The organism is Collinsella aerofaciens ATCC 25986 (genome assembly GCF_964259375.1).
Taxonomy (GTDB): Bacteria; Actinomycetota; Coriobacteriia; order Coriobacteriales; family Coriobacteriaceae; genus Collinsella; species Collinsella aerofaciens_BO.
On the sequence record NZ_CAXVJM010000018.1, the window covers coordinates 1 to 14,807 of the forward strand.

Annotated in this window: 12 protein-coding genes; 6 read left to right on the forward strand and 6 right to left on the reverse strand. The window is 63.6% G+C overall.

What is annotated here, in order from left to right:
* Positions 1 to 199 precede the first annotated feature (199 nt).
* From ACEXKH_RS08150 to ACEXKH_RS08160, 3 genes are all read right to left on the reverse strand, one after another.
* Positions 200 to 901 (reverse strand): hypothetical protein, encoded by a 702-nt coding sequence (locus tag ACEXKH_RS08150; RefSeq protein WP_373573738.1) that lies wholly within the window; start codon positions 899 to 901, stop codon positions 200 to 202.
* Positions 902 to 2,629 carry a dihydropteroate synthase gene (gene folP / locus ACEXKH_RS08155; protein WP_373573739.1) on the reverse strand — a complete coding sequence of 576 codons (1,728 nt, stop codon included), beginning with the start codon at positions 2,627 to 2,629 and terminating at the stop codon, positions 902 to 904. It lies immediately after the preceding gene.
* Between the two features lie 94 nt (positions 2,630 to 2,723).
* Positions 2,724 to 3,476, reverse strand: coding sequence for an NAD-dependent protein deacylase (locus tag ACEXKH_RS08160; protein WP_373573740.1), 753 nt, complete (start codon positions 3,474 to 3,476; stop codon positions 2,724 to 2,726).
* A 113-nt stretch (positions 3,477 to 3,589) separates the two neighbouring features.
* Between ACEXKH_RS08160 and ACEXKH_RS08165 the strand changes: the two genes are divergently transcribed.
* Positions 3,590 to 4,408 carry an exodeoxyribonuclease III gene (locus tag ACEXKH_RS08165; protein WP_373573741.1) on the forward strand — a complete coding sequence of 273 codons (819 nt, stop codon included), beginning with the start codon at positions 3,590 to 3,592 and terminating at the stop codon, positions 4,406 to 4,408.
* A 535-nt stretch (positions 4,409 to 4,943) separates the two neighbouring features.
* Here ACEXKH_RS08165 and ACEXKH_RS08170 read toward each other — a convergent pair.
* The 3 genes from ACEXKH_RS08170 to ACEXKH_RS08180 are packed head-to-tail and all read right to left on the reverse strand — an operon-like array spanning position 4,944 to position 8,192.
* Entirely contained in the window at positions 4,944 to 5,657 is a 714-nt protein-coding gene (locus tag ACEXKH_RS08170; protein ID WP_373573742.1) for a DUF6580 family putative transport protein, read from the reverse strand.
* 4 nt (positions 5,658 to 5,661) lie between these two features.
* Positions 5,662 to 7,305, reverse strand: a complete 1,644-nt coding sequence (locus ACEXKH_RS08175; RefSeq protein ID WP_373573743.1) for an ABC transporter ATP-binding protein — start codon at positions 7,303 to 7,305, stop codon at positions 5,662 to 5,664.
* Positions 7,305 to 8,192, reverse strand: a complete 888-nt coding sequence (locus ACEXKH_RS08180; RefSeq protein WP_373573744.1) for an energy-coupling factor transporter transmembrane component T — start codon at positions 8,190 to 8,192, stop codon at positions 7,305 to 7,307. The genes ACEXKH_RS08175 and ACEXKH_RS08180 overlap by 1 nt, the downstream gene beginning before the upstream one ends.
* Before the next feature lie 199 nt (positions 8,193 to 8,391).
* Here ACEXKH_RS08180 and glmU point away from each other — a divergent pair, with 199 nt between their 5' ends.
* The 5 genes from glmU to gltA all read left to right on the forward strand — a co-directional run bounded on the left by glmU (position 8,392) and on the right by gltA (position 14,467).
* Positions 8,392 to 9,804 carry a bifunctional UDP-N-acetylglucosamine diphosphorylase/glucosamine-1-phosphate N-acetyltransferase GlmU gene (gene glmU, locus ACEXKH_RS08185; RefSeq protein ID WP_118094046.1) on the forward strand — a complete coding sequence of 471 codons (1,413 nt, stop codon included), beginning with the start codon at positions 8,392 to 8,394 and terminating at the stop codon, positions 9,802 to 9,804.
* A 192-nt stretch (positions 9,805 to 9,996) separates the two neighbouring features.
* Positions 9,997 to 10,983, forward strand: coding sequence for a ribose-phosphate diphosphokinase (locus tag ACEXKH_RS08190; protein ID WP_006235790.1), 987 nt, complete (start codon positions 9,997 to 9,999; stop codon positions 10,981 to 10,983).
* Between the two features lie 242 nt (positions 10,984 to 11,225).
* The gene (pth, locus tag ACEXKH_RS08195; RefSeq protein WP_373573745.1) at positions 11,226 to 11,855 is read left to right on the forward strand and encodes an aminoacyl-tRNA hydrolase; all 630 of its coding nucleotides are present in this window, start codon (positions 11,226 to 11,228) and stop codon (positions 11,853 to 11,855) included.
* Between the two features lie 372 nt (positions 11,856 to 12,227).
* Positions 12,228 to 13,067, forward strand: coding sequence for a sulfide/dihydroorotate dehydrogenase-like FAD/NAD-binding protein (locus ACEXKH_RS08200; RefSeq protein WP_117647773.1), 840 nt, complete (start codon positions 12,228 to 12,230; stop codon positions 13,065 to 13,067).
* Positions 13,058 to 14,467 carry an NADPH-dependent glutamate synthase gene (gene gltA / locus ACEXKH_RS08205; RefSeq protein ID WP_022094914.1) on the forward strand — a complete coding sequence of 470 codons (1,410 nt, stop codon included), beginning with the start codon at positions 13,058 to 13,060 and terminating at the stop codon, positions 14,465 to 14,467. The genes ACEXKH_RS08200 and gltA overlap by 10 nt, the downstream gene beginning before the upstream one ends.
* The last annotated feature ends 340 nt before the right edge of the window (positions 14,468 to 14,807 follow it).

A 14,807-nucleotide genomic window follows, 5' to 3' on the forward strand; every position in this document is an offset into this window, starting at 1 on the left:
GGAGCTATTTCCGCGTTGCGATAGCTGCGGAAACGCGGGGTCCGTTCAGGCTGTTGCGTTGAGATTGAAAATCAACCAAATATTTCAGTTTTGAGGAATAGGGCGCTGGCAACCCGTTCCTCAAACAAGCGAAGCCCTCCCCGGCACAGCCGAGGAGGGTCTTGTTGTCATCGTTATCTTTGAGCGCGGGCGCCTCGCGTTACAGCCCGCGAATCCGTACGGCCTCGGGCGGAAACTCTTGCTCGCCGGCGTCGGTCTTAATGGTCGCGCGGCCCCAGATGTCCAGGCCCGCAAACACGCCGACCGCGAGCGGCAGGCCGTTGGGCGACACCGCCGCGACCTGACGGCCCAGCAGCGGCACCATGTCGAAGTACTCGCCCAGCACCGGGGCCAGCGGGCCGGCAGCGCCCTGTGGTGTGTTGGCGGCAACAGCCCAGGCGTCAACGCGGGTCAACACGGCGGTGGCTAATGCCTCGACCAGCGCTTCGTCAGCCACATCCACGCCAAGCTCGCCCAGCGCCGCGCGCTCAATATCCACCGTCACGGCACCGAACATGCCCGCGGCACCGGCACCACCGTTGACGGCGACGCGCGCGAGCGATGTCTCAAACGCAGGAGCGCCGCACACGATGTCACTCGGCCACCGGATGCCCACCTTGCCGGCAAGCCCCAGACCCGGCGTTGCGGCCGTGCCCGCGAGCGCGTCCATCATGCCCATTGCGGCCACAAACGGCAGGCCGTGGAAGGCGTGCATGTTCACATCGGGGCGCACGACCAGCGAAAACGCCAGCGATGCATCGCCCGCGCTCCACGCGCACCAGCCCGTGGACATGCCCTCGCGGCCCGCGTCACGCGCCGCGTCGAGCTCGGTACCGGCGGCAACAGCATTCATCTCGATCATCTACATACGCCCCAATTCGCCCACGATATGGCCCACGCGATCCTCGGGCTCCTTGACCTCGACGCCGTTGTAGCGGAAGAACCGCGCCGGGTCGTGCATCAGGTCCTCGAGCGGCACAAGCACAAAGTCGCGCTCGCCAATGAGCGGATGCGGCAGGCGCAGCTTTTTGCCACCGTGGGTCTCGCCGTCCATCCACAGCAGATCCAAGTCGATGGTGCGCGGGCCGTTTGCCTTGGCCTTTTTGGAGCGGTCGCGGCCCAGCTCGGCCTCGATCTTCATAAGCTCGTCGAGCAGCACCAGCGGTGCCAGCTCGGTCTTAATCTCGATGACGGCGTTGGCAAAGGCGTCCTGGCGCGTCTCGTAGGCCGGTTCGCTCTCATAGATGCGCGAGCAGTTGGACACGCAGGTGAGCGGAACCTCGGCAATCATGTCGCGCGCGGCGCGGATGTTGTCGCAACGATGCCCCAGGTTGGAGCCCACGGCCACAAACGCGCGACGCGGCTGCGGCTTGGCAACAGCCCAGTAACCGTTCAGGAACTGCGCAAAGCCCGCGACGTCGTGCACGCGCACAATGTTGGCGCCGGCCTGGATGGCGCCCAGGCACACGCCAAACGTGGCGGCATCGCGCTCGGCGGCCTCGGTCACGCCCGAGACAGCGCCCACAAAGCGCTTGCGCGACACGGCGCACATGAGCGGATAGCCCAACGACGCCATTTTGGCGGTCTCGCGCTGGATGACGATGTCCTCGTTGGCCGTCTTGCCAAAGCCCGGGCCCGGATCGATGCAGATGCGGTCGCGCGACACGCCGGCGTGGATGAGCGCGCGGGCCTGATCGGACAGAAAGCCCATGACGCGGCGCATGATGGGCGCCGAATCTGGCAGGGTAAAGCGGCGGAGCTGAGAGGTGGGCACGTAGGCCTCCTCGCGGCGGGCGCTGCGGCGCATCATGGCTGCCAGGTGATCGCTGGGCTCCGGCGCGGACTCAGGGCTCGCGGCGGCCTCGGCGACAGGGGCGGCCTCTTCGGCGGCCGGTGCCTCCTGCTTCTGCTCGTCCGTAGGCTCGGGCGCGGGTTCCGGATCGCCAAACGGCAGCGAGGGCTGCACCACGCCACCCGGCAGCTTGGCCTCCGTCTTGGGCTCGCCCAGCAACTTGCCGCGACGGCGACGGGCCGGCTTCTCGGCCTCGCGCGCGGCCTCGGCAGCCGCTTCGCGCGCCTTCTCGGCAACAAACGCCGCAGCCGAGGTATCGAGCTGCACCGTCGCGTGCGTGCGGGCGGGTGCGGCGACCTCGCCGGCGTGCATTACGATGACGCCGCAGGTGCTCGTCTTAACGAACTCAACCATCTTGGGGTCGGTGAAGCCCGTCACGTCGTTAACAATCGAAGCACCGCAGCGCACCGCCGCCTTGGCAACCGCCACATGACGCGTATCAATCGAGACGATGGCGCCCTCTTTGGCGAGCGCGCGCACGACGGGCAGCACGCGACGCGCCTCCTCGTCGGGGTTGACCGGGGTAAAGCCGGGGCGCGTGGACTCGCCGCCCACGTCGATGATATCGGCGCCGGCGTCGAGCATCGCCAGGCCGTACTCGATGGCGGCATCCGGGTCGAAGTGCTCACCGCCGTCGCTAAACGAATCGGGCGTCACGTTGAGGACGCCCATGATGCGCGGACGGTCAAAGCTGAGCTCGTACTTTCCGCACCGCCATGTCTTGCTGTCGTTCGCCATGAACATCCTCCTAAAATGCCCACGCCGCCGCGCTCGGGCGCTGGCGGCGGGGTCGCTTTGCAATCAGTCTTTCTATTGTATCCGCGCGCGCGGGCTAGAATGCAAACGCGGCCGCGATGTCGCAAGAAATCAGCAGGTCGGCATTTGCATCCTGATCGGTAGGCGCCAAATTGCAAATGGCCAGCGTATCGCCAGTAAAGTAACGCGTGAGGCCCGCCGCCGGATACACTACGAGCGAGGTTCCGCCCACGACGAGGGCGTCGGCTGCGGCGATGGCAGCAACGGCGCCGGTAAGCACACGCTCATCGAGCGGCTCTTCGTAGAGGACCACATCTGGCTTGATGCGACCGCCGCACGCAGGGCACACGGGCACGCCCGCGGCATCCTCGTGCTCGCGCGCGCAAATCCATTCGGCGCTGTAGACCGCGCCGCACGTCTGACAGATATTGCGGTGGACCGAGCCATGCAGCTCAAACACGCGTCGTGAACCAGCCGCCTGATGCAAGCCGTCGATGTTTTGCGTCACCACGGCGTCGAGCTTGCCGGCACGCTCCAGCTCGGCCAGCTTGGTGTGACAGCGGTTGGGCTTAGCGTTAAGCGCGATCATCTTGGTGCGGTAGAAGTCGAAAAACTCCGCCGGATGCGCCTCGTAAAAGCTGTGCGAGAGCATAGTCTCGGGCGGATAGGAAAACCGCTGGTGATACAGACCGTCCACGCTGCGGAAATCGGGAATGCCGCTTGCCGTGGAAACGCCCGCGCCGCCAAAGAAGACCACGTGGCTATGGGTTTCGAACAGCTCCGCCAGCGCGGCGGAGGCCTGTTTGGAGTCCGATATTGCCTGCGTCATATATGTCCTCCGTCCGTGTCTCCGGGACGGCGGCGTTCGCACTATCACTCGCGGACTCCGCCCCGCTCTTGTTGCGTTAATCTTAAGCCTGCCAACCCCGTTGAAAGGACACCATGCCCCAGACTTACACTTTCGCCTCGTGGAACGTCAACGGCCTGCGCGCCGTGCTCAAAAAAGACCCGAGCTTTATCCAGATCGCACAGGACCTCGACGTCGACATCCTGGCGCTGCAGGAGACCAAGCTGCAAGAGGGTCAGGTCGATATCGACCTGCCCGGCTATCACCAAACCTGGAGCTACGCCGAGCGCAAGGGCTACTCGGGCACCGCGGTCTTTAGCCGCCAGGAACCGCTGCGCGTGCTGCGCGCCGACGCGCTGCTGCCCTACGCCGGCGAGGGCGGGGCTGCTGAGCTCGTCGCCCAAGCCGCAACCGAGGGCCGCGTCTGTGCGCTCGAGTTCGACAAGTTTTGGTTTGTCAACGTCTATACGCCCAACGCCCAAAACGAGCTCGCGCGCATCGATGTACGCATGGCCTGGGACGATGCCTACCGCGGCTTTTTGGCAGGCCTCGAGCGCGAGACCGGAAAGCCCGTGGTGACCTGCGGCGACTTTAACGTGGCACACGAGGAGATCGATCTTAAGAACCCCAAGTCCAACCGCGGCAACGCAGGCTTTTCGGACGAGGAGCGCGGCAAGTTCACCGAGCTGCTCAACGCCGGCTTTACCGATACCTGGCGCGCGGCAAATCCCGACGTCGAGGGCGTCTACAGCTGGTGGAGCTATCGCTTTAATGCCCGCAAGAACAACGCCGGCTGGCGCATCGACTACTTCCTGGTGAGCGACGCAATCGCCGGCAACGTGCGCGACGCCGGCATCCGCGACGACATCTTTGGCAGCGACCACTGCCCCGTCACCGTCACCCTAGAGCTCTAGCCCCAACTAATCCCCTGGGGACGGAGGAAAAGGGATCATTTTTCACCTCGCGAGGGCATCCACGCGGCCCGCTTGCCACGAAACTGGGCCATCTACTACGTTTAAGCCACTACCCTCAACCACAGCGAACAACGCAAAAAGAAAACCGCAGGTAGAAAGCCTGCGGTTTTTCATAAAACGCGGTTGTGTTTGGGGGTGTCGGGCCAAACGTAGTAGATAGGCCGATTCCGTGGCGGGCGGGTTCAGCTGATTCCCCGGGGATGTCTGGAGACGGAAGAAAACGGATCAATTTGGCTCTTGAGGGCCACGATGCCCGTCATATCAGCCGGCCATTCCAAAACTATGCCGGTTTACGGGGCTGAATCGCAAACCCCCAACCATACGCAATTCCGAAATAATAAAACCGCAGGTAAACGGCTTGCTCTATTTCAAAAATAGCCGGTATGGTCTGCCTGTGCCAATCTGGCCCCGTAAACCGGCATAGTTTTGAAATGGCACTTCGGCAGTATTGATTCCCACCCCAGCATAACCAGCCCTACAGCCCGTACTTCACGACGACGCGGTTGATGCGGCGACACCAGGGCTTGTACAGAGCGGCCAAGAACACGCAGGTCGCGAGGCCATGCGTGATGTCGAACGGCACCGCCGTAGCAAGACGCGCTATGGCGCCTGCCCAGGTGAGCGGCTGCACAAAACCGATGATGTCATACGCGTTGATCACGACGCCATACAGCAGGCCCGACGCAAAGCCATACGCCAACAGCGCCGGCATTCGCACGGTTCCATCGGCGCGGTCAAACGCGCCCGCATGCGCCAGTGCGCCACCGATGTAGCCCACCAGACCCCAGGCATACATCTGCCACGGCGTCCACATACCCTGTCCAAAAAAGAAATTACTGGTCAGCGCTGCCAACGCGCCGACCATAAAACCATTGCGACGGCCAAGTGTCGCACCCGCGATAATGGCGATAGCGCTCACGGGCTTAAAATCGGGAATGGGCCCAAACAGGATGCGCCCCGCCGCGGCCAGCGCCGCCAGCACCAGCGTGGGCATGATCTGGCGCAGGCCTGGACGTGATGTCTCATAGCCCGCAAAAAACAGTGCGAGCACGAGCGCCACTACAACCAGCATGGCAAGCGCCGCCTGCTCAATGCCCGCCAGCAATGCGGCGGCCATTACCACCGGCACCGCCAACAACAGCGGAATCTCCAGTTTTGTAAGCAGGCGCAAGCCGCGATAATCCGCCATTCCATCACGCCCTATAAAACACGTTGTCGGCAAAGAAATCTGCCGGCGGCTCCATGTAGGCAACTTCGCCGTCGAACATCATGGCAATGTCGTCGGCAACCTGCTCGGCGAAGTCCAGGTCATGCGTGGCCATGATGACGGTGCCGCCGGCATTCGCATGGTCACGCAGGGCGCGAGCGATGATGCGGCGGCTGGCCAGGTCCAAACCCTTGGTGGGCTCATCAAGCAGCAGCAGCTCCGGGCCAATCAACAGCAGCTTTGCCAACGCAAGCAGCTGGCGCTGACCGCCCGAAAGATCGTACGGGTGACGCGCCTCCAAGCCCGCTAGGCCCAGGCGCGCTGTCTGCTCCTGTACTGCGGCCTCGTCGTATCCGCAGGTCGAAGCCCATTCCATCAGCTCGTCGCGCACCGTTTCGGCGACCAGCAATGCCTTGGGATTCTGTGGCAGCAGAGCCGCCGAAGCCGCCCCGCGCACCATGCGGCCACGCTGCAGCTTAGCCGTCTTGGCCAGCACCGAGAGCATCGTCGACTTGCCACAGCCGTTTCCGCCCACGACCGCATGAACCGCGCCGGCTGAAAATGTCACATCGAGCCCGCGCAGCACCCAACCGCCCGCGCGATCGTAGCGAAACCAGCCTTCCGACAGGGTGGTAGCCGACCCGCCGTGCATTTTTTGGAGTATTCTGTTTCCATCCGTGCGCGGGAAGGCTTCCGAGCCGTTCTCGAGCGACGTTTGCGCCACAAATTCGGACGATTTGTCCAATTCCGAACTTTTTTTCGCGCTCGATACGTCCCCGGGCGGCTCCAGAGAGCCCAAATTGTCCTCACGCCTGCTGAATACTCCGTTTTTTGCACATCGGATGGCACCCCACCCCAACATGTCATCGGAAAACAGCGATTCTCGGCGTCCCAAAGAAGCCATATCCGCCACCTCGCGCACGCGACCGCCCTCAATCCGGTACGCACACGTCGCATACTCGAGCATCGGCCGCGGTTGATGCGTGGCCACAACAACCGTGCAGCCCAGTTCACGGTTCACGCGAAACAGCGCGTGCAGAAAATTCTTCTCGGCAACGGGATCGAGCTGAGACGTGGGCTCGTCGAGTAACAGGACGCGCGGACGCAGCGCCAGAACGGCGGCAAGCGACAGCAGCTGCTTGCGGCCACCCGAAAGCGTATCGGTATCGCGATGAAGCCAGTCCTCCAGACCAAAGAAATAGCTGGTCTCGGCAACACGGCGGCGCATCTCGTCGCGCGACACACCCAGATTCTCTAGGCCAAACGCCATCTCGTGCCACACGGTCTCGCACACAATCTGGTTCTCGGGATCCTGGAACACGTAGCCCACGCGCTCCGCAGACGCGCGCACGTCCATGTCGGCAACGTTCTCGCCCAGCACGCGCAGCTCGCCAGCGCATTCGCCCGTCGGCGAAATCTCGGACTTGAGCAGCGAGAGCAGCGTCGACTTACCCGATCCGGTACCGCCAACAAGCAGCGCAAATGCACCTTGGGGAACAGACCAGTCGAGCCCCTCGAGCACCGCAGCATCAGCCCCGGGGTAGGCAAAGCTCAGGCTCCGCACCTCAATCGCCGGCATATCCGGGCCGCACGCCGCGCCCGACACCGGGCCCCTATCCAACCGAGCCATCAGCCAAACCTCTTCTCATCGATCGCATGCAACACACAGGGCAGCACCATCCAGGCAGCGTACACGGCATAGCCCAGCCACGGCGCGGGCACCGAAAGCTGCGGGTAAAACGAATACTGCGTTGTCGCGGTCCATGCCACCGCCACCGCGGCGGCACTAAACACCGCAAGTCCAACCAGCGCGGCAGCGTCGCCGCGCCCTAGCCGATACCGCGCGTACGTCGTGCGACGCGTCGCGGCGCCCCACCCGCGCGAGCGCATGGCATCCGCGCGCTCAAGCGAATCTTCCATGCCCCAGCCCATCAGTACGCTCGATGCCCGCAGGCGCGATCGCACGGGATCGGCGGGCGCACGCCCCGGCACATCGATCGCGTCCTGTACCGCCAGCACCGTGCGGCCGCGGCGCAAAAACTGTGGGATAAGCCGCATGCACATCGAAATCATGAGCGCGATCACCGGCGCAGCGTTGCCCAACAGCGCGAGCACCTTGTCGTATTCGAGCATCGACGCCGCGGCCTCAAACCACAGCACGCTCGCCACAAACAGCCCGCCCATGCACAGGCCGTAAACCATGCTCTCTAGATACACCGCACGCATGCCAATACGAAACAGCTCCGTCGAACCCGAAGCGCTAAACAGTGGATTGACCAGCGCGATAATCAAAATCACCGGCAGCTGCCAGCGAAGTGCGCCCAGCGTGCGGGCAGCCCCACGCATCGCAAATCCATACGCCAGCCCGCCCGCAAGCGACAGCGCGATCAGCACCGGTTGCATCGAGAACATGGTGAGCCCCAGCGTCAGCACTATATAGAGCGCCGGCACCGCCGGATGCGACATCGAGAATGCCGCGACGGGCTCGCCGCCAAACTCCTCTCGCATGATATCCATGGGCACCCCCATCCCCTCGCTCAAACGACAGCTCCGCAATACCGCCAACGCCGCCCGCGAGCGGCGCAAACGCCACGCCGGCGGCGCAAGCCTCAACCGCCGCAAACCAATCGTTACGCGCTCATCATATGCCTGCGGTATCATATTGCGCCGTGTATCGTTTCCAAACACACGTCTCTATAACGTAACAGGAGATCACATGGACGCAACCGCAATTATCCTCGCCGCCGGCGAGGGCACCCGCATGAAGTCGAACCACTGCAAGGTTTCGCACAAGATCCTGGGCAAGCCCATGGTCCAGTGGATCGTCGACGCCACCATCAAGGCCGGCTGCAGCCGCGTCGTGGTCGTCATCGGCAGCCACGCCGACGAGATGCGCGCCCTCATCGATGGCGCCTATGCCAACAGCGCCACCAAGGTCGAGTGCGTCGAGCAGACCGAGCGCCTGGGCACCGGCCACGCCGTCAAGGTCGCGCTCGAGGCCTGCGGCATCACGCAAGGCCCCGTCGTCGTGCTCAACGGCGACCTGCCACTCATCACCGCCGACACCGTCGCCAAGTTCGCGCAGACCGTCGCCACCGGCGAGCTCGCCTGCACCGTCATGACCATGACCCCGCCCGATCCCTTTGGCTACGGCCGCATCAAGCTGGGCGCCGATGGTCAGATCGAGCGCATCATCGAGCAGAAGGACTGCACGCCCGAGCAGGCCGCCACGCTGCTGGAGTGCAACGCCGGCTGCTACGCCTTCGACGGCGCGCAGCTCGCCGCCCACATCAACGAGATCGGCAACGACAACGCACAGTCCGAGTACTACCTGCCCGACATGCTCGAAATCCTCAAGGGTCACGGCCAGGCGGTCTCCATCTTCCACTGCGACGACTACCGCGACGGCCTGGGCGTCAACAGCCGCATCCAGCTCGCGCAGCTCACCGCCATCGCGCGCGACCGCATCAACGAGCACTGGATGGCCGAGGGCGTCACCTTCATCGACCCCACGCAGGCCTGGATCGGCCCCGACGCCACCATCGGCCGCGACACCGTCGTGTGGCCGCAGACGCACCTGATCGGCCACGTCACCGTGGGCGAGGAGTGCCAGCTCGGCCCCAACAGCCGCCTCACCGACACCACCGTCGGCAGCGGCTGCATCATCGATGAGACCATCGCCATCGAAGCCGTCATCGAGAACGGCGTCGACTGCGGCCCGCGCGCCTACCTGCGCCCGGGCACCCACATGCTCGACGGCTCCAAGGCCGGTACGCACGTGGAGATTAAGAAGTCCACGATCGGCGAGGGTTCCAAGGTGCCTCACCTGTCCTACATCGGCGATACCACCATGGGCTCCGGCGTCAACGTGGGCGCGGGCTCCATCACCTGCAACTACGACGGCGTCCACAAGCACAAGACCGTCATCGGCAAGGATGCCTTCATCGGTTCCGACACCATGATGGTCGCGCCCGCCCAGATTGGCGACGGTGCGCTCGTGGCCGCCGGCTCCGTCATCACCGAGCCGGTCCCGGCCGACGCACTCGGTCTGGGCCGCGCCCGTCAGGTAAATATTGAGGGCTGGGCCGCCGATTATCGCCGCCGTCTGCACGAGGACGACGAGGTATAACGTTTTACCAAGCACAAAAGGAGCTGTTCCATGGGGACGGCTCCTTTTTCTATCGTGACCTGCGCGACCGGATGAGTGGTCGGTTCGTGTCCGTTGACGGTAAAGACGTTATCAAGACCCGATTAACCCCGCCGCACGGTTACAATGCAAAAAGGCATCTATATGGCATTCGATGTATAAAGGAGAAGGGTAATGCCGATTAATGATCCCGAGAAGTCGGAGAATATGCGCAAGTCCATCCGCGTGTATTCCGGTTCCTCCAACCGTCCCCTCGCTCAGAAGATCGCTGAGTACCTTGGGGTCGAGCTTTCGGGCCTTACGCTAAAGCAGTTCGCCAACGGTGAGATTTACGCCCGCTACGACGAGACCGTCCGCGGCGCCGACGTCTTCCTGATTCAGTCCGTGGCTGGCGGCAACGTCAACGACATGCTCATGGAGCTGCTCATCGCCACCGACGCTGCCAAGCGCGCATCCGCCCGCTCCATCACCGCCGTTATCACCCACTACGGCTATGCCCGCCAGGACCGCAAGGCCGGCCCGCGCGAGCCCATCACCGCCCGCCTCGTCGCCAACCTGCTCGAGCGCGCCGGTGTCGACCGCATCATCACCCTCGACCTGCACCAGGGTCAGATCCAGGGCTTCTTTGATATCCCGGTTAACCACCTGTCCGCACTGCCGCTGTTTGGCCAGTACTACAACGACATGCACTTCGACACCGACAACCTGGTTGTCGTCTCCCCCGACGTGGGTCGCGCCAAGGCCGCCAAGAAGCTGTCCGACATGCTCGGCTGCGACCTGGCCATCGCCCACAAGGGCCGTCCGCGCCACAACGCCGCCGAGGTCATGGGCATCATCGGTGACATCAAGGGCAAGACCTGCGTCATCAACGACGACATGATCGACACCGCTGGCACCCTGTGCGCCAACGTCAAGGAGCTCAAGGCTATGGGCGCTGGCGACATCTACGTCTGCGCCACCCACGGCATCTTCTCCGGTCCGGCCATCGAGCGCCTGAACGACGCCCCGATCGTCGAGTGCGTCGTCACCGACGCCATTCCCGTCGAGGTCGGCGGCAAGATCAAGACCATCTCGGTCGCCGAGGAGTTCGCTCAGGCCATCTCCGCCGTTTACCACGAGGAGCCCGTCTCCACGCTCGTCGGCGGCGACTTCGCGCTGTAGTCGCTCGACCCTCGCATCCCTCCGGAAGCCCCGGACGCGCCTGCGGGGTTATCACGCGAACGTCCTCGCCGCTTTGCGGCTGCGGGATGTTCGCTTTGATAACCCCTCCCAGCGTGTCCGGGGCTTCCTGCTGTCTCGGGGCAGCTGTTTTCTGAAATGACTTTGCTGCAACCTTTCCTCGCCTTCGGCGGGCGTGGTAGCCTTTGTCGTTGATTAAACTTTTGTGTAACGAAAGGAAGCATATGGCAGCTGCACAGCCGCTTAAGATTCGCATGGTTGCCGGGCTTGGCAACCCGGGCGAGGAATATGCCGAGACCCGCCACAACGCCGGCTTTAAGGCAATCGACGAGCTGGCCCGTCAGGCCGGCGTCACGTACTGGAAAAACCAGGCCGGCGCCGAGGTCGCGGTCATCAACATCAACGACCCCGAGGAAGAGGGAGGCAAGCGGCAGATTGTGCTGGTCAAGCCGCAGTCGTACATGAATACCTCGGGCGGTCCCATCTCCAAGCTCTGCCGCGAGTACAAGATCAAGGCCGAGGAGTTGCTCGTAATCCACGACGAGCTCGATATTCCCGCCGGCGACGTGCGCGTCAAGGTGGGCGGCGGCCACGCCGGTCACAACGGCCTGCGCTCCATCATCGACAAGATGGGCAGCCGCGACTTCAGCCGCATCCGCACCGGCATCGGCAACCCTCCCGGCAAGATGGCCGTCGCCGACTACGTGCTCAAGCAGCTGCGCGCCCGCGAGGCCGAGGATTTCCAGGACACCTGCGCCCGCGCGGCCGACGCCGCCGGCCTGGCCATCGTGCACGGCGTGATCTATGCCCGCGATCACGTAAACGGCGCCGCCTCCGCCAACGGCAAGCACTAAAACCTACCATTTAGGGATGTTTATTTTGGCAGGTTTTACCTGCGGAAACGCTCCATTTGCGGCATCGTAATAAACCGCGCGCCGCCATACGCACATAGCACCCCAAAGGGAGCCGGCCTCATCACAACCCGAGGCCGGCCCCCTTTGCCGTTTTACCCGATAAAACTGACCAAAATATACCTGCCCCTGTTTGGTAGGCCGAAGTGGATAAACCCTGCTCCCAACCGCCGAAGACACACGTAAGTGACATGTCCATGAGGGTATAATTTGTACCGTATGTCTGCACAACGCCTGTGCGCGTACGGTTTTATTCGGGCTACCGTCCATTTCCGTGGAGGCACGGTTCGGCGGCCCTAACAAGAGAGGGGTTCTATGTATAAGATCCTGGAGAAGACGCAGTTCTCTGAGAAGGTGTTCAAGTTCCGCATCGAGGCGCCTGCAATCGCCAAACATGCGCACGCTGGACAGTTCCTCATGGTTCGCGCCAACGAGACGGGCGAGCGCGTCCCGTTTACCCTGGCCGGCTGGAACGGTGACGAGGGCTGGGTCGAGTTCATCTTCATGGTGATCGGCAAGACCACCGAGATGCTTTCCACCTACGAGGCCGGCGAGTCGCTGCGCGACGTCGTGGGCCCGCTGGGCGTTCCCACCGAGATGGCCGAGGGCCCCTGCGCCGTCATTGGCGGCGGCGTCGGCCTGGCAATTGCCTTCCCGGTCGCTAAGCACCTGGTCGAGACCGGTCACGAGGTGCACGCCATCATGGGCGCCCGCACCAAGGACCTCCTGCTCATGGAGGACCAGTTCCGCGAGCTCCTCGACGAGGACCACATCCACATCACTACCGATGACGGCTCCTACGGCGAGCAGGGCGTTGTCACCGCTCCGCTGGAGCGCCTGCTGCAGGACAAGGCCGTGAGCCAGGTCTTCTGCGTCGGCCCCGTTCCGATGATGAAGTTCTCGACCCTCACCGCCCAGAAGTACGACACCCCCATCACCGCGTCGCTCAACCCCATCATGGTTGACGGCACCGGCATGTGCGGCTGCTGCCGCGTCGAGGTGGGCGGCGTGACCAAGTTCGCTTGCGTCGACGGCCCCGACTTCGATGCCACCCTGGTCGACTGGGATGACCTTCGTGCCCGCCAGGCCGCTTACCGTTCCGAAGAGGGCGCGTCCCTCAAGGCCTATGAGGAAAAGAGCTGCGCATGCCACTAGTTAACGGTCGTTTCGTTGCCGATATGAAGTCGCCCCGCACCCCCGATAACGAGGAGCCGGCTGCCGAGCGCGCCTGCGACTTCCGCCCCGTCGACAAGGGCTTCACCGAGGAGATGGCGCTGGCCGAGGCCGAGCGCTGCCTCAACTGCAAGAAGCCGTTCTGTGTTGAGGGCTGCCCCGTCAACATCAACATCCCCCGCTTTATCGAGCAGATCCGCGCAAAGGACTTCGGCGGCGCTCTCGATACCATCCGCGAGGACTCCATGCTTCCCGCCATCTGCGGTCGCGTCTGCCCGCAGGAGAACCAGTGCGAAGGCAAGTGCATCCGTGGCAAGAAGTCCGAGCCCGTGGCCATCGGCCAGCTCGAGCGCTTCCTGGGTGACCGCCCCGAGCTCGCCTCCACGCCCAAGATGGCCCCCAAGAACGGCAAGAAGGTCGCCGTCGTCGGTTCCGGCCCGTCCGGCATCACCTGCGCCGGCGAGCTCGCCCGCAACGGCTTTGACGTCACCGTCTTCGAGGCCTTCTTCACCGGCGGCGGCGTGCTGGTCTACGGCATCCCCGAGTTCCGTCTGCCCAAGGCAGTCGTCAAGCGCGAGATTGACGGCCTGGAGGACATGGGCGTCAAGTTTGAGTACAACTCCGTCGTGGGCAACATGGCCACGGCCGAGGAGCTGTTCGAGCAGGGCTTCGACGCCATCTACGTGGCGACCGGCGCTGGCCTGCCCAAGTTCCTCAACGTCCCCGGCGAGAACCTGCCCAACGTCTTCTTCGCGAACGAGTACCTCACCCGCGTGAACCTGATGAAGGCCAACAAGTTCCCCGAGTACGACACCCCCACCAAGCACGGCAAGAACGTCGTCGTCTTTGGTGGCGGCAACGTGGCTATGGACGCCGTCCGTACCGCCAAGCGCCTGGGCGCCGAGCATGCCATCATCGCCTACCGTCGTACCGAGGACGAGATGCCCTGCCGTCGCGCCGAGCTGCACCATGCTAAGGCCGAGGGCGTCGAGGTTCTGCCGCTCGTCTCCCCGCTCGAGTTTGTCGCTGGCGAGGACGGCTCCGTGTGCGCCGTCAAGGTCCAGAAGATGGAGCTCGGCGAGCCTGACGAGTCCGGCCGTCGCCGCCCGGTGCCCATCGAGGGCGCCATCGAGGAGATCCCCTGCGACGTCGCGATCTCGGCTATCGGCACCAACGCCAACCCCTTCGCAAAGAAGATCGGCGGCAAGATGGAGCTCAACAAGTGGGGCTACATCGTTGCCGACGAGGAGACCGGCCAGACCACCGATCCCCGCATCTGGGCCGGCGGCGACATCGTCACCGGTGCCGCTACGGTCATTCTGGCGATGGGCGCCGGCAAGAAGGCCGCCGCTTCGATCACCAAGAGCCTGCTGGGCGAGTAATCACCTGCAGCGCTAGCCATCAAACGGCAAAGTCCCCGTCGAGCACACGCCCGGCGGGGACTTTTTCTATACCGGCCGCCCCGACCACCACGATGGGGACAGGCACCTTTGTGGTGGTGGTTGGGGACTTGCTTGGTCGTTTTGTCTCAATCTGTAACACCTGGAGCCCGTTGAGCCTTGTAGTTGTTACAGATCGAGATCTTGCGCCAGCCGCCTCCGCTTTGTCTCAATCTGTAACAGTTAGAGACCAAATTCCCCGCTACGTGTTACAGATCGAGACATTAGATTGGCGGCCGAGCAGTTCATCTCAATCTGTAACATCTAGAGCCGTTTTGGGCAG

Coding starts and splice junctions, on each gene's coding strand:
- ACEXKH_RS08150 (WP_373573738.1), bottom strand. CDS start 901: ATGATCGAGATGAATGCTGTTGCCGCCGGTACCGAGCTCGACGCGGCG.
- folP (WP_373573739.1), bottom strand. CDS start 2,629: ATGGCGAACGACAGCAAGACATGGCGGTGCGGAAAGTACGAGCTCAGC.
- ACEXKH_RS08160 (WP_373573740.1), bottom strand. CDS start 3,476: ATGACGCAGGCAATATCGGACTCCAAACAGGCCTCCGCCGCGCTGGCG.
- ACEXKH_RS08165 (WP_373573741.1), top strand. CDS start 3,590: ATGCCCCAGACTTACACTTTCGCCTCGTGGAACGTCAACGGCCTGCGC.
- ACEXKH_RS08170 (WP_373573742.1), bottom strand. CDS start 5,657: ATGGCGGATTATCGCGGCTTGCGCCTGCTTACAAAACTGGAGATTCCG.
- ACEXKH_RS08175 (WP_373573743.1), bottom strand. CDS start 7,305: ATGGCTCGGTTGGATAGGGGCCCGGTGTCGGGCGCGGCGTGCGGCCCG.
- ACEXKH_RS08180 (WP_373573744.1), bottom strand. CDS start 8,192: ATGGATATCATGCGAGAGGAGTTTGGCGGCGAGCCCGTCGCGGCATTC.
- glmU (WP_118094046.1), top strand. CDS start 8,392: ATGGACGCAACCGCAATTATCCTCGCCGCCGGCGAGGGCACCCGCATG.
- ACEXKH_RS08190 (WP_006235790.1), top strand. CDS start 9,997: ATGCCGATTAATGATCCCGAGAAGTCGGAGAATATGCGCAAGTCCATC.
- pth (WP_373573745.1), top strand. CDS start 11,226: ATGGCAGCTGCACAGCCGCTTAAGATTCGCATGGTTGCCGGGCTTGGC.
- ACEXKH_RS08200 (WP_117647773.1), top strand. CDS start 12,228: ATGTATAAGATCCTGGAGAAGACGCAGTTCTCTGAGAAGGTGTTCAAG.
- gltA (WP_022094914.1), top strand. CDS start 13,058: ATGCCACTAGTTAACGGTCGTTTCGTTGCCGATATGAAGTCGCCCCGC.